At 42.3% G+C, this 13402-nt stretch carries 14 protein-coding genes and 1 pseudogene; 10 read left to right on the forward strand and 5 right to left on the reverse strand.

Features of this window, described 5'->3' with window-relative positions:
- Positions 1–279 (forward strand): annotated as a pseudogene (locus L4C38_RS02885) (IS4 family transposase); the annotation flags it as partial.
- A 134-nt stretch (positions 280–413) separates the two neighbouring features.
- Positions 414–704, forward strand: a complete 291-nt coding sequence (locus L4C38_RS02890) for a hypothetical protein (RefSeq protein WP_428796025.1) — start codon at positions 414–416, stop codon at positions 702–704.
- A 150-nt stretch (positions 705–854) separates the two neighbouring features.
- Here L4C38_RS02890 and L4C38_RS02895 read toward each other — a convergent pair whose 3' ends face one another.
- On the reverse strand, positions 855–1346 hold the full coding sequence (locus L4C38_RS02895) for a peptidylprolyl isomerase (protein WP_428796026.1): 492 nt from the start codon (positions 1344–1346) through the stop codon (positions 855–857).
- Between the two features lie 396 nt (positions 1347–1742).
- On the opposite strand from L4C38_RS02895, the gene L4C38_RS02900 reads away from it, so the two are divergent.
- The 4 genes from L4C38_RS02900 to L4C38_RS21300 all read left to right on the forward strand — a co-directional run bounded on the left by L4C38_RS02900 (position 1743) and on the right by L4C38_RS21300 (position 3699).
- The gene (locus L4C38_RS02900) at positions 1743–2120 is read left to right on the forward strand and encodes a hypothetical protein (protein ID WP_428796027.1); all 378 of its coding nucleotides are present in this window, start codon (positions 1743–1745) and stop codon (positions 2118–2120) included.
- 77 nt (positions 2121–2197) lie between these two features.
- Positions 2198–2644 (forward strand): GNAT family N-acetyltransferase, encoded by a 447-nt coding sequence (locus L4C38_RS02905; protein WP_428796028.1) that lies wholly within the window; start codon positions 2198–2200, stop codon positions 2642–2644.
- 18 nt (positions 2645–2662) lie between these two features.
- Positions 2663–3199, forward strand: coding sequence for a nucleotidyltransferase family protein (locus tag L4C38_RS02910; RefSeq protein WP_428796029.1), 537 nt, complete (start codon positions 2663–2665; stop codon positions 3197–3199).
- Between the two features lie 119 nt (positions 3200–3318).
- Positions 3319–3699, forward strand: coding sequence for a GFA family protein (locus L4C38_RS21300; RefSeq protein WP_489686410.1), 381 nt, complete (start codon positions 3319–3321; stop codon positions 3697–3699).
- A 39-nt stretch (positions 3700–3738) separates the two neighbouring features.
- On the opposite strand, the gene L4C38_RS02915 is transcribed toward L4C38_RS21300, so the two are convergent.
- Both L4C38_RS02915 and L4C38_RS02920 read right to left on the reverse strand, forming a co-directional pair.
- Positions 3739–4359, reverse strand: coding sequence for an esterase/lipase family protein (locus L4C38_RS02915; protein ID WP_428796030.1), 621 nt, complete (start codon positions 4357–4359; stop codon positions 3739–3741).
- A gap of 229 nt (positions 4360–4588) precedes the next feature.
- A complete protein-coding gene (locus tag L4C38_RS02920) occupies positions 4589–6280 on the reverse strand; it encodes an L-lactate permease (protein WP_428796031.1) in 1692 nt (563 codons plus the stop codon).
- A gap of 160 nt (positions 6281–6440) precedes the next feature.
- On the opposite strand from L4C38_RS02920, the gene L4C38_RS02925 reads away from it, so the two are divergent.
- Entirely contained in the window at positions 6441–7340 is a 900-nt protein-coding gene (locus tag L4C38_RS02925) for a LysR family transcriptional regulator (protein ID WP_428796032.1), read from the forward strand.
- Positions 7341–7417: 77 nt separating this feature from the next.
- On the opposite strand, the gene L4C38_RS02930 is transcribed toward L4C38_RS02925, so the two are convergent.
- Together L4C38_RS02930 and L4C38_RS02935 are read right to left on the reverse strand one after the other, a co-directional pair.
- Entirely contained in the window at positions 7418–9043 is a 1626-nt protein-coding gene (locus tag L4C38_RS02930) for an ABC transporter ATP-binding protein (protein WP_428796033.1), read from the reverse strand.
- A 12-nt stretch (positions 9044–9055) separates the two neighbouring features.
- Complete coding sequence (locus L4C38_RS02935; protein WP_428796034.1) at positions 9056–9550, reverse strand: hypothetical protein; 495 nt, start codon at positions 9548–9550, stop codon at positions 9056–9058.
- Between the two features lie 211 nt (positions 9551–9761).
- Here L4C38_RS02935 and L4C38_RS02940 point away from each other — a divergent pair, with 211 nt between their 5' ends.
- From L4C38_RS02940 to L4C38_RS02950, 3 genes are all read left to right on the forward strand, one after another.
- On the forward strand, positions 9762–12122 hold the full coding sequence (locus L4C38_RS02940; protein ID WP_428796035.1) for a Lon protease family protein: 2361 nt from the start codon (positions 9762–9764) through the stop codon (positions 12120–12122).
- Positions 12123–12206: 84 nt separating this feature from the next.
- The gene (locus L4C38_RS02945; RefSeq protein WP_428796036.1) at positions 12207–12686 is read left to right on the forward strand and encodes a GNAT family N-acetyltransferase; all 480 of its coding nucleotides are present in this window, start codon (positions 12207–12209) and stop codon (positions 12684–12686) included.
- 68 nt (positions 12687–12754) lie between these two features.
- Positions 12755–13273 (forward strand): NUDIX hydrolase, encoded by a 519-nt coding sequence (locus L4C38_RS02950; RefSeq protein ID WP_428796037.1) that lies wholly within the window; start codon positions 12755–12757, stop codon positions 13271–13273.
- Positions 13274–13402 lie beyond the last annotated feature (129 nt).

Genomic DNA, 13402 nt, shown 5'->3' on the forward strand with positions numbered 1-13402 from the left:
CATAACCGAAGCCGTTGTACTAAGCGTTTAGATATACTGCTACTCATCGCGTTGTTAGCAGAAGTTTTGATGTGGTGGAATGGCTTAGCTGCCGTGCAAGCGAAGTGGCATTTTGACTTTCAAGCCAACACCATAAAACATCGCAGAGTGCTTTCAATACCTCGCTTAGGGCGGGAAGTTCGGAGCCATCGACGGTATCAAATTCATGAGTCCCAATATCAATGGGCAATACTTGAATATCAACGGCTCACGCACAACGCCGGACTGGGGGAATTATGAGGGGATCCGTCAGCGCCGCAATAAAAGTGACAGGAGTTTGAATGCCGAATCTTGAGATAGAACCTTTTCAACCATAGCTATAGCTGATAACGTCAGCGCTGGTCGATAAAGACAGTATTTGGAAAGGAATAACAGTGAGGCTAAAATTCATCGCTCTTAGTATGACTGCGATTTTAGGTGGTTGTTCATTATTTGTAAGTGAAAGCTCGTTTGGAGAAAGTTGGTCTGGTCATCATGTAAATGAGCTGATTTCACAGTGGGGTGAGCCAGAGCAGAAGAACACTAACGAAAAAGGTGAGGTTGAAATTGAGTACAAAATATTCAGCGACAGCTGCACTTACATTTTCTTTACTGATGAACAAGGTGTCATCACTTCTTATAAATATGAAAGTACTTTTTTGGGTACGTGTAAGCCCATCGGTTAATAGCTAACACATGCATCCAAGTGACAACACTTTGAATCCTGCATCTTGAAGTCACTTGGGTATAAACATAGTGTTTAATCAGCGGTACAAATATAATTGATCAGGTCTTTCTGATGGCTTAGCAAATTTCAAGACCTGATTTTCATTACGTTATTCTATAGTTACACGCTCAACGATAATAGGCTCACATGGTACATCATCGTGACCACACTTAGATGTAATTTTGGCTTGGGCAATTTTATTAACTACATTCATTCCAGCAGTTACTTTACCGAAAACTGCGTACCCCCAACCTAAATTCGTTGTCGCCGTATAATCCAAAAAATCATTGTCATCAAGATTAATAAAAAACTGAGCCGTGGCAGAATGAGGAGCATCGGTTCGTGCCATCGCGATAGTACCGATCTGGTTCTTTAACCCTCGATTTGCTTCATTAACAATAGGATCTCGTGTTGGTTTCTCTTGCATTTCTGCAGTAAAACCACCGCCTTGAATCATAAATCCTTCGATAACACGGTGAAAAATAGTACCTTCGTAAAATCCATCTTCGCAGTACTTTTTGAAATTTTTTGAACTTACAGGTGCTTTGTCCAAATTAAGTTCTATTTCGATATCACCAAAATTAGTGAATAGAGTAATCATGTTGTTAGTGTCGTGTTGGTATAGATTATGTTGGTATTATACGTAGTAATTGTCCTGATTGAATAGTAGGTTCCTCTTGATTTTTGTGTCACGGGCTCTATTGCTGTAACCGTTTAAAAGTAATGAAAGCCTGAAGTCATACATTGAATAACATGAATATGGCTTTTAGTTTTGTACAAAATGCGACTCTACACGGATTGGTGTATTCAAAGGAGAGGTTCATGGTGCTAGGGTGGGGCGCTAATTGTAATTTAGGCTTTAAGGTACGCTGTTGGAATCGTTGATGGTGTACCTCAATCTGAGGTTCGTTACATCAGACCTAATACAAGCAATGAGTGGTTTTCAATTGCCAGTTTTAATATATCAGTATTACTGGAAAATCTAAGGAATGGATACATGAAACGTCAAAATATTCGATCACATAATCGAGCTTTTATCACCATAGCGGGTCTACTTACGGCTCTGTCTGCTTCCAGTGTTATGGGCAATGCTCTTGAAGAGGAAGTTCAGCTGTTTTGTGACAAAATGACGCAATGTGCGTCGCCACACCTTGATGGGTTACCGTCTGATAATGCAGCGAGGCAAATGATTGAATCAGTTCTAGCCGATAGCTGCCAAACAATGAAGCAAGAATTCGCAGTGTTATCATCATCTTCTGCTCAGCGAGATGCCGCCGTTTCATGCCTAAAAAGCATGAACGCATTAGTCTGTACTGATCTTGAAGAAGAATTTGAAACTCCCGAGTGTCAGGAACTAGCAGAGTTAGTCGAATAATTACGCTTGGCTTGGTCATGTTGGGGTTATCTTGTTGTCGCCGTTGAACGCTGATTCACAAGAACAGGAAAAATGAAATGGAATATCAGCCCTATGAGAAAAGATATAAAGAGCAGTGCCTAGTCGTATTTGACAGCAACTTAGGTAAATATTTTGATTCAAGTGAACGTGAAGAATTTATTGAATATTTAGACTCACTTGGCGTATCAAATGATTACTGTGTCTACCTTTCGCAAGGGAGGGTATTAGCCTGTGGCGGTGTCAACAAGCAATCTAATGTTGCGACTCTTACTTGGGGAATGGTTCAACGAGAATTCCATGGTAAAGGGCTAGGTACCAAACTCACAGCTTTTAGGTTGAGTAACCTAAAAGCTGATCGTGATATTGCTAAAGTGATTATTGAAACTTCACAGCACACGGAAGGGTTTTATAGAAAACAGGGATTTTTGACCACGAACATAATCAAAAATGGTTTTGGGGAAGGGATTGATTGCGTGTCAATGGAGCTAAGAACATATCCATAGTATTGAGGCAGGGCGAGTGTGGATAGAGTAATAGAATTAATTGTAAAAGATGAATTAAGAGTTAACGCGCTTGCTTGTGTTCATCAACTCAATTTACCCAACTGTTACTTAGCGGCGGGTTTCGTACGCAATTTGGTGTGGGATCACTTGCATCACAAAATAGTACCAACGCTTTTGAATGATGTTGATGTCATCTACTTTAATGAAAGCGAATCCAACCCTGAACTCTACCAATTAGCCGAAGCTCAGCTTTCTGAAATGATGCCAAGTTTAAATTGGCAAGTCCGCAACCAAGCTATTATGCATAAACGAAACGGTGATAAGCCGTATTTTAACATCATTGATGCAATGAGTTATTGGCCAGAAAAAGAAACCGCTGTCGCGATCCGAAAATTAGAGAATGGTCGTTACGAATGCATTTCGGCATTTGGTTTTGAATCACTATTTAACCTGCAGGTTACACACAATCCTAAGCGTTCCTTGGCTGTTTTCAGTGAGCGCTTGATGTCAAAAGGCTGGTTGGATAATTGGTCTGGTTTGAAACCTGTGTGGTAACCACGAGATCATAAGGAAAACTCTAACATATTGGAAAAACCGTGAGTGTATTAAGGCATTGTCAGACGAAAAGTACCAATTAAAGCCAGATCATCATGTTGAGCACTATCGAGGAAAAGATGCTAAAAACATACTCAGGTTCATGTCATTGCGGTTTGATTCAATTTGAAGTTTCAGCTGACATTAACCACCTTCGTGAATGCGATTGCTCTATCTGTATCCGAAGAGGAGCACTCAATTTCAGGGTTGCAAAAGAAAGCTTAACAATCTTTACTCCTTTGGAAGAGATGCGTTTATATCAATGGGGCTCTGGAACCGCCGAAGATTATTTTTGCCCTAAATGTGGCATTCTCCCGTTTCGGAAACCGAGTCAATTAACTCAGATTGAAATTGCACAAGGCAAAATCCCCTTTACGGGCTGGGCCGTTAATGCCCGTTGTCTAAATAATTTGGATCTAAGCCAGATCCCTATAATCAAAATCGAAGGGTCAATCCTTTAGACATAGATAACTAATAGGGTGGAAAGTTTTAAGTTGCAGCTAAGAGCAGTCAAAGCAACCCGACTGAATAAAATGGTCAATTTGTTTAGGGACAAACGAATTATATATAAGACTGGTATGCGAACTAGGGGTTTGGATATGGTCTGTCATGCCTTCAATCATCGTCTCTTCTACGGTAACAGTACCGTCAGACAAAATTGATCTATCCATCATTAATAGTGCGCGGGCTCCAACGGGTAGTGTTCCTGCTATACATCCCAGCTTTTGCGTGAATTCCCATTTATCGTGATGCATCTTTAAGCCGTGTTCTGGTGAGTTACCTAATATGGCATCAATTCCAAGTTCTTGAATACGTTGCACAATAGATGCCCCTTTGATTGGCGTACCAATAGTGATGACGTGGCTAATCATCTGCTGTGATGGTTTTCTCGTGTCTAAGTAGGCTTTGATGATGAGACCGCCAAGGCTATGACCAACAAGTACATTGGTGGTATCTAGTGATAGGGCTTGATCAATTTTTTCAAATACGCGGTTTTTTTCTATCGCTAGAGTATTGTAGGTAATCACCTTTGTCTGGTAGCCGAGGCTCCGTAGTTTGTGGCTTAAAGGCTGCATAGCTAAACCATGCATATATAACCCATGTAAAATGATGATCTTCATTTCGACTCCTGCATTACGTCTTACTTGGATATAATGGCAGCTTTCGAGCGAAGAAACGATGCTATTTGTCAGGTTTAACATTCATTTGCATAGAAATTGGCGTTGATGTCCGTGGGGGGAGCGATTATCAATAAACATAATCGCAGTCTTGTCGGACTTAATGAACATCAACGCCAAAAATGGTCAACAAAAGTGGTTAATCTTTTGCTGCTTGCTTAAAATTATCTTGCTACTTCATTAATACGTCAGTGAACTGGAAGCCATAGATAACGACAAGACCAATAATTCCAGTCATGACCAAGTAATAGAAAGTCGGTATAATAGTTCTACGCAGGGTTGCACCTTCGCGACCTAACAGCCCCACAGTGGCAGAAGCCGCGACTACATTGTGAATTGCAATCATATTACCCGCGGCAGCCCCAACAGCTTGCAATGCCACTACGATAACACTTGAGATAGAGAGCGTTTGTGCCACTTCGAATTGGAATTGGCTAAACATCATATTTGAAACCGTATTTGATCCCGCGATGAAAGCCCCCAGAGCGCCGACGGTTGCACTCAGAGAAGGGAACGCAGAACCTACAGCGCCAGCAGCAAAATTAGCTGTCGTGACTGGCATGCTCGCTAGATCGGCACCGTTGACGCCAGAGTTAATAAAGATACGCACCATTGGAATTGTGAACAGTAATACAAAACCGGCACCAATCAGTGTTTTGCTTGATTCGGCAAACGCAGGGCTAAGGGGTTTGAAGCTTTTGGCTTGTAACAATACGGCGATCAAAGCAACAAAGACTAAAATGCCTCCCGGTAAGTACAGCGGTTGTATAGCGGTGCTAATACCGGTCTCACCAAGAATGTTACTAAAGCTTAGGCTCACTCCGGTTAGCATGGCTTTAAACTCGCTACTGACACGGCTCGCTACAAGAACGACTGCAAGTAAAACATATGGTGCCCAGGCTAACGGCAAACTCATTGGTTTAGTGGTGTCAGTTTTTATTTCTATTTTCAAAGAGCCTAGCCATTCTGCCGGCCATTTATCTTCAGATTCGAAGTCCCATTTACTTTTAGGTACCAAGAAACCTTTTTTTGCTGCAGTTACAACGATGGCCAAGCTAAACAAGCCACCAATTAATGAAGGGAATTCGGCGCCTAAAAATACCCCAGTTAAAGCGTAAGGTACCGTGAATGCAACACCAGCAAACAAGGCAAACGGTAAGATATCTAAACCTTCACGCCAGCTTTTATTCTTGCCAAAGAAACGGGTTAGCATCACTGCCATTAGCACAGGAATCAATGTACCAACACAAGCGTGGATAATGGCAACGCTTGAAGTTATCTGTTGTAAGTAAACATCCCAGCTTGAGCCATTCTCCAGTAAGGCATTGCTAATCATGTGTGTATCGAGTCCTTTGTTGACTCCCACAATAATCGGCGTACCAACTGCGCCAAACGACACAGGCGTCGATTGAATCATCATTCCCATCAATACTGCAGCGAGGGCTGGGAATCCAATTGCAACAAGCAGAGGGGCGGCGATAGCCGCTGGTGTACCGAACCCAGAAGCACCTTCAATAAAAGAGCCGAAACACCAAGCGATGATGATGGCTTGTACGCGACGATCTTCGGAAATATCTGTAAATCCATTGCGTATGGTTGTTATTGCTCCGGTGTGTTTAAGAGTGTTGAGCAAAAAGATAGCGCCAAACACAATCCAGAGTACTGAAACCGTAATGCCAAGGCCTTGGAAAACAGAGGCAACGACGCGCGTTACAGACATATCCCAGAAAACAAGGGCAATGATTACCGTTAGTCCAAAAGCGATAGGCATCGCACGTTTGGCTGGCCAGTTAAGACCAACGAGGAGAATCGCTGCCACCACTATTGGTGAAAAAGCGACTAGAGCTAAGAGGATTTCGTTCATGAGTACTTCCTTTCTCGGGCAGAACTAATAAAAGCTGACGAATAAATTATAATTAGAATTTTTGTGATTTCGATGTTAATTCAATGTGAATGGTACGCTTTATTTTTTATGGATATAGGGAGATAATGAAAATTATTAGTTCCAAAAATGGTGTAATTAGATGCGCGCTGATGATTTGATTTTATTTTCTCAAGTGTTTGAACTGGGAAGTTTTAGTAAAGTTGCGGAACAAAATAATCTTACAAATTCGGTAGTTAGCAAAAGGATTGCTCGTTTGGAAGAGCAGGCTGGTGTCCAATTACTATATCGAACGACGCGAAAGTTGACCCTAACTGAAGCGGGTAGAGCTTTGTTACAAGGTGCCAAAAATGTGAAGCAAGCCACTCAAGAAGCAGCTGATTCGGTGTCGGGCTTTGGTGAAAGGGTTACCGGGCATATTAAAATGTCGGTACCAACTATCTCTGGTGACTTATTGTTGGCTCAGGCAGTAGCTGAATTCTGTAACTTACATCCTGGTTTAACGGTAGACATGTCGTTAGATAATCGCTTCGTTGACCTCATCGGAGATGGTTATGATCTTGTTATCCGTACCGGGTACTTAGAAGACTCTAGTCTTATTGCGAGGCACATTATTGATTCTCAATGGGTTGTGTGCGCATCGCCTGAATACATAGCAAGGTTTGGTAAGCCGCAGAAACCGAATGATTTACTCAATCACAATTGCTTGCAATACGCTTATCAAACCACAGGTGCGAGTGATTGGGAGTTCAAAGGAATAAAGCGTAATAATATTATTAGAGTGTCAGGCAATTTTTCTACAGACAATGCCACGGCGTTGCGAAAAGCCGCACTGGGCGGATGCGGTATCGCCTATATGCCTCATTGCTTGGTCTACCATGATTTAAATCGCGGTGACTTGATTGATTTGTTCCCAGAACAAGTTGGTAAGCGGCTTGGCATTTACGCGGTTTACCCATTTACCCGCCAGCCACCGAAGAAAGTAAAGTTGTTGATAGAACACATCAAAACGCGCTATATCGAAATGGCTCACTATTTTTAATGGTGCCATCTATACCCAAGTGACTTGAGGTTACTTGGGTACAATACAGCGCGATGGGAGTTACAGTGGAGAGGGAGTTAAGCAATTGCGTGTTTGCTCTCTTCCAAATCAAAAGATGCGCTAATTAACTTTTTGGTGTATTCATGCTGAGGATTTGTGAATATTTCCTCCGCGCTACCTTGCTCCATCACTTCCCCTTTTTGCATGACAAGCACGCGATCAGATAGCGCTTTTACCACGCTCAAATCATGGCTTATGAACAAGTAGCCAATATTGTGTTTAAGTTGAAGCTCTTTAAGTAATTCAATAACGGTCAGTTGCACTGAGCGATCGAGAGCTGATGTCGGTTCATCGAGTAAAATAAATGAAGGCTCTAGAATTAACGCACGAGCGATCGCAATTCTTTGTCTTTGCCCACCTGAAAATTCATGAGGGTAACGATTTATGGCGTTAGGCTCTAGGCGTACTTCAACCAGTGCTTTTTTGGCGCGAATTAATCGTTCACTCTTACTTAGTTGTGGTTGATGAACGGTTAAGCCTTCGGAAATAATTTCACCAACCGTCATTCTTGGTGATAGTGAACCATACGGATCTTGAAAAACCATTTGGATATCTTTTTTCAATGCAAAACGTTGTTTGTCATTGAGCTTATTTACATCCATACCCTTATATTCAATCTTGCCGTTACTGGGTAATAAGCCAATGATCGCACGCCCGAGAGTGGATTTTCCTGAGCCTGATTCGCCTACAATACCTAAGGTTTCGCCCTGTTTGAGTTGCAAGGAGATCCCTTTTACCGCCTCAAAATAAGTATTTTTGCTGGCTATAAAATGTGGCTTCACCAAAAACTTAACTCGAATGTCATTTGCTTGTAGCAGTTGCGAAGCGTGTTCAGCGACTGGTTGTTTACTGCCCTTAGGGATAGAGTTTATCAGCATCTTAGTGTAGTCGTGCTCGGGCGAACGAAAGATCTGTTGGCAAGACCCTGCTTCTACTATCTGCCCATAGCGCATGACAATTACGCGGTCGGCTAGATGTTTTACAACGCCTAAATCGTGGGTGATGAACAGAATTGCCATGCCCATTTTAGATTGAATTTCTTTGATCAAGTTAAGTACTTCTGCCTGTACTGTCACATCTAAGGCAGTAGTCGGTTCATCCGCAATCAGGATGTCTGGCTCATTGATCAACGCCATTGCAATCATAATTCGTTGTAATTGACCGCCAGAAAATTCATGTGGGTATTTTTTATAGGCGGTGGTTGGCTCTGGTAACTGAACCAAGTCAAATAACTCAAGCACCTTCTGCTTTGCGGTGACACGAGATACAGGGCGATGGCATTTGATTGCCTCAGCAACTTGCTCGCCCACTCTCATATAAGGATTGAGTGATGTCATCGGCTCTTGGAAGATCATTCCAATTCGGTCTCCGCGAATCTTGCGCATCTGCTTTTCACTAATTTTAGTGATTTCATGATCTTCAAAACGAATAGCAGTTTCTGCAGCGACGGAAGCGTTTGTTGGCAGTAGGCGCATGATAGCGTTGGTCGAAACCGATTTGCCACTGCCCGATTCACCAACAATCGCGAGGGTTTCACCTTTATAAAGTTCGAATGTGACGTCTTTTACCGCATCGACAGGGCCGTCGTTGGTCTCAAAACGCACTGATAGCTGAGAAACCGTGAGTATAGGTGATGGTGACATTGTACTTCCTTATCAATTGATCACGTGTGTACGAGTTGGTATCTGTTGAGCGTATTTCAATGTGTCGAAATAGTGCTGAGCTTTTTGTAGCAATTCAAATTCAAACATCCAATTCGCGTTTCTTTGTGAAGAACAAAAAGCACCGATGTGCTTGAGAAGGTCATCACTGGCTTTTGAGATTTGATGTCCAGTTGAATTGACTAACTCACATTGCTCAATGGAGAGAAATTGCAGCAGTGCATAGGCTTGATTCAAGCAGTCGAAAGCGGCTTGATATCGTCCCATGCGATTTAATATCTGTGATTGTGAAACAGCGGCATCACGGTAGCCGATTATTAAGCATACAAACTGGCAAGGTTTGGTTTGTAAACTGGCGACTGCTTCATGAATATGTGTTGGTAGATGACTGAGCACTTGGTCGTATAGATACTGGGCTTCGGGCCAATGACCTTGCTCAAGCAATTGTTCTGCTTTTAAGTAGTGACTCCAACACTGTTGTAAATCCATCCTAACCAACTCCTCAATAACAACCATGCTTTTCTAAAGCAAACTCGCGTTATTTAAATGCAAATAGATATCAATTGCAAATAAATATCATTAGCATAAAAATCGACTACTATTTGAGCGGTTAAACTCGATTACAGCCTAAGTCACTAAAATGTAAATGAAATCAAACTACAATGTAAATTAAGACAGGCGCAGTAATAAGGAAATGAAGATGACGATAGAAAAGCTTATAGCGAGTCAACTTTACCATGCAACCGAACTCGATCAGTTACCGAGCAAGTCGACCAAAGATTTGTCACCAATTGATGAGATAGTGGGTCAGGAACGTGCGCAAAAAGCAGTTGAATTTGCTATGTCGATTAAAGAGAAGGGCTATAACATCTATGCCATTGGTCAGAATGGTCTAGGTAAACGCACAATGATACTGCGTTATTTGCATCGTCATAAAAGCAATGTCTCTGATTTGTATGACTGGTGCTATGTTTCTGATTTTGCGAATAACCGAACACCTAAGGTGCTCAAATTACCTTGCGGTGTTGGTAAGAGCTTAAAGCAAGATATAGAAAAAATGATTGCTAAACTGGTGGTTGCGATACCATTAGCGTTTGATAACGAGATATATATCAGCCGTGCCGAGAAACTCAATTCTCAATTGACTCAAAAGCAGGCACTTGAACTTGAATCAATCAGTAAAGAAGCCCAAGAGAAGAACATAAGCTTAACAATGACGACCCAAGGCGATTATCAGTTTGTCGCTATGGATGGGGAAGAATTGCATACAGAAGAGAGCTTTGACCAACTATCGATTAAAGAGCAGGAGCAATTTGGTAGCACTATCGATGAGCTCGAGGTACAACTGCGGAATATGGTTAGGGAGCTAACCGAGTGGGAAGAGACTTTTAGCGAAAAAATCAAAAAGTTAAATGATGATGTGACACTAGACGTAATCGATCATTTTATTAAGAAGCTTAAAATCAACTATTCACAGTATCCAGAAATCAAAACACATCTGTCAGAGTTGAAGAAGGATATTGTTGAGAACGCTGATATATTTTTAGAGCAAGGTAACGAACAAGCAGAGATAGCCGCAGCATCACTCGATAAGAAGCTACCTCGAAGATATAAAGTCAATACTCTGGTTAACCGTGATGCGTGTGAATTTCCTGTGGTGGTGGAAGAAAACCCCAATTACCACAGTTTGTTTGGCTACATTGAGACAGCGACATACAAGGGTACGGTCTTTACTGATTTTTCATTGATTCGTGCAGGCAGTTTACATAAAGCCAATGGTGGCGTGCTGCTTATGGATGCGCAAAAAGTGCTTGAGCAACCTTACGTATGGGATGGTCTAAAACGGGCCCTGCGTTCACGCCAGCTTAGTTTTACTTCGCTTGAGAAAGAACTGACTTTAACTGGTGCGGTGTCGCTTGACCCAGAGCCTATTCCACTCGATGTTAAAATTATCCTATTTGGTGACTATCGCACTTATCAACTATTGCGACATTACGATCCTGAGTTTGGTGAATTGTTCCGGGTAACCGCTGATTTTGAAGATGAGATGAAACGTACTCCGGACTCAGAAATGCATTACGCTAGGTTCATTTCAAGTGTGGTCCACGATAACAACATGCTTCATTGTGATCGCAAAGCCATCGCCCGCATTATTGAGCACAGTTCAAGGCTTGCTGGTGATCAAAATAAGCTGTCATTGCACTCAGCGAATATAGCTAACTTACTGCGTGAATCAAATTACGTGGCTAAGCAAGCTAACGCTAATATGATCCGCTCAAGTCACGTGTTGGAAGCATTGGATAACCAAGAGTTACGAGTGAGCCGTTTAAAAGACGCAGTGATGGAAGGCTTTATTAATGGTACTACATTGATTCATACGGAAGGTGTGGCAATAGGGCAAGTTAATGCGCTATCTGTTCTCAGTACGAGTGAGTATATGTTTGGTGCGCCAAATCGAATTACTGCGACGACTTGTTATGGTGATGGCGATGTGATCGATATTGAACGTAGTGTTGATTTAGGTGGCAGCATTCACTCCAAAGGGGTGATGATCTTAACGGCGTATCTTTCATCGGTATTTGGTAAAACGGCAAAAGTCCCGTTGACCACGACGATTACGTTTGAACAATCGTACGGTGGTGTTGATGGTGACAGTGCGAGTATGGCTGAGTTTTGTGCTGTTGTTTCGGCATTTTCAAAGCAAGCCAATAGGCAAGATATTGCGATCACCGGATCAATGAATCAGTTTGGTGAGTCACAGCCAATTGGTGGTGTGAATGAAAAAATTGAAGGTTTCTTTGATGTTTGTAGCATAAAAGGGAGAACATCAAAGCAAGGGGTTATTATTCCCCGTTCTAATATGCACAATCTGATGTTACGTCCCGATGTTGTTAAAGCGGTAGAAAAAGGGGAGTTCAATATTTGGGCAATTGACCATGTGACAGAGGCAATTGAAATCTTTACTGGTAAAGCAGCGGGTACCCCAAGTGATGAGGGTAGTTACCCGATAGACACTGTTTATGGTATTGCTCAGGCAAAACTCAACGCACTACGTAAGTAATAGTAAGGCTCTCAGAGGAGAGCCTTTATTTTCAAAATATAGTGGTTTTGATAACGATATTTCTGCATTGAAAAAGGAATTTTCATGCTGTTTATTACCCCGATGCTACCTGAGCATCACACACAACTGTTACAGCTAGCGTTAGCTGAGGAGCAAATCAAATACGTCGGTTCGATGGAAGAGATGCTGGCGAACATAGGCGCAACAACTCACCCTCACGTGCTAGTTTTTAATGATAAAGTGATTGGTTTTTTCCTGCTCGATCTTCTCTACCATTGCGGTTATTCATTCTGTCCACCGGATGGAATAGGTTTAAGAGCCTATTTTGTTGATGGTCACCAGCAAGGTCAGGGTTACGGCACAGATGGGATGAGATTACTGCCGAATTATATCAAGCATCACTACCCAGAAAGGCGCTCGGTTTATTTGACGGTAAATTGCCTAAATACTGCCGCCTACAGGTGCTACTTTAAAGCGGGATTTGTTGATACGAATGAACTCTATCATGGTGGTGCAGCAGGACCACTGCGAGTGATGGCGTTGCCAATTGTGCAAGCGGGGTAATTCGTTAGGTCGCCCGATACTACGCATTATGTTAGTATCGCCGCCTTTCTAGCCTATCAGTAGTAACAATGAGACACCTAAAAACAGCAATCCACCCCGATATTGATCATCTTGACGATAAAACGGTTTTTCAGCGCAAAGCGGCTAGAGCCATTGTTATCGATGGCGAAGACATTTTATTACTCTATACAGAGCGATACCATGATTACACCATCCCAGGCGGCGGTCTAGATGAAGGTGAAGATGTTATTGCAGGTTTGGTTCGCGAGTTAGAAGAAGAAACGGGCGCGCAGAATATTCACAACATCAAGCCGTTTGGTATTTTTGAAGAGTTCCGTCCTTGGTATAAAGATGATGCTGACATTATGCATATGACGTCTTACTGCTATACCTGCAAAATCGATCGTGAACTAGGCGAGACTGCGTACGAAGATTATGAAGTAAAAAATGGTATGAAGCCTGTGTGGCTCAATATCCACCAAGCGATTGCACACAACGAGAAAACCATAGCGGAAAGTCCGAAGAAAGGAATGAGTATCGAGCGTGAAACTTTCTTGCTTCACTTGATAGCCAAAGAAATGCTCTAATTACAATTGTGGCAATCCCGTCAGCCGAGGCGGGTTGCTTCTATACCAGCACAGATTGCAATTAAGGTACAAACAGTGAGAGCCCTAACAGTTGCAAGTGTTAGGTATTATGTCTGAACGGATTTTTCG

The sequence above is a fragment of the Vibrio kasasachensis genome (genome assembly GCF_050337565.1).
In the GTDB taxonomy this organism is placed as follows: domain Bacteria; phylum Pseudomonadota; class Gammaproteobacteria; order Enterobacterales; family Vibrionaceae; genus Vibrio; species Vibrio kasasachensis.

Bases quoted from the DNA above. Each gene is read 5' to 3' on its own strand.
- L4C38_RS02895 (WP_428796026.1), bottom strand. From the start codon at position 1,346: ATGATTACTCTATTCACTAATTTTGGTGATATCGAAATAGAACTTAAT.
- L4C38_RS02900 (WP_428796027.1), top strand. From the start codon at position 1,743: ATGAAACGTCAAAATATTCGATCACATAATCGAGCTTTTATCACCATA.
- L4C38_RS02905 (WP_428796028.1), top strand. From the start codon at position 2,198: ATGGAATATCAGCCCTATGAGAAAAGATATAAAGAGCAGTGCCTAGTC.
- L4C38_RS21300 (WP_489686410.1), top strand. From the start codon at position 3,319: ATGCTAAAAACATACTCAGGTTCATGTCATTGCGGTTTGATTCAATTT.
- L4C38_RS02915 (WP_428796030.1), bottom strand. From the start codon at position 4,359: ATGAAGATCATCATTTTACATGGGTTATATATGCATGGTTTAGCTATG.
- L4C38_RS02920 (WP_428796031.1), bottom strand. From the start codon at position 6,280: ATGAACGAAATCCTCTTAGCTCTAGTCGCTTTTTCACCAATAGTGGTG.
- L4C38_RS02925 (WP_428796032.1), top strand. From the start codon at position 6,441: ATGCGCGCTGATGATTTGATTTTATTTTCTCAAGTGTTTGAACTGGGA.
- L4C38_RS02930 (WP_428796033.1), bottom strand. From the start codon at position 9,043: ATGTCACCATCACCTATACTCACGGTTTCTCAGCTATCAGTGCGTTTT.
- L4C38_RS02935 (WP_428796034.1), bottom strand. From the start codon at position 9,550: ATGGATTTACAACAGTGTTGGAGTCACTACTTAAAAGCAGAACAATTG.
- L4C38_RS02940 (WP_428796035.1), top strand. From the start codon at position 9,762: ATGACGATAGAAAAGCTTATAGCGAGTCAACTTTACCATGCAACCGAA.
- L4C38_RS02945 (WP_428796036.1), top strand. From the start codon at position 12,207: ATGCTGTTTATTACCCCGATGCTACCTGAGCATCACACACAACTGTTA.
- L4C38_RS02950 (WP_428796037.1), top strand. From the start codon at position 12,755: ATGAGACACCTAAAAACAGCAATCCACCCCGATATTGATCATCTTGAC.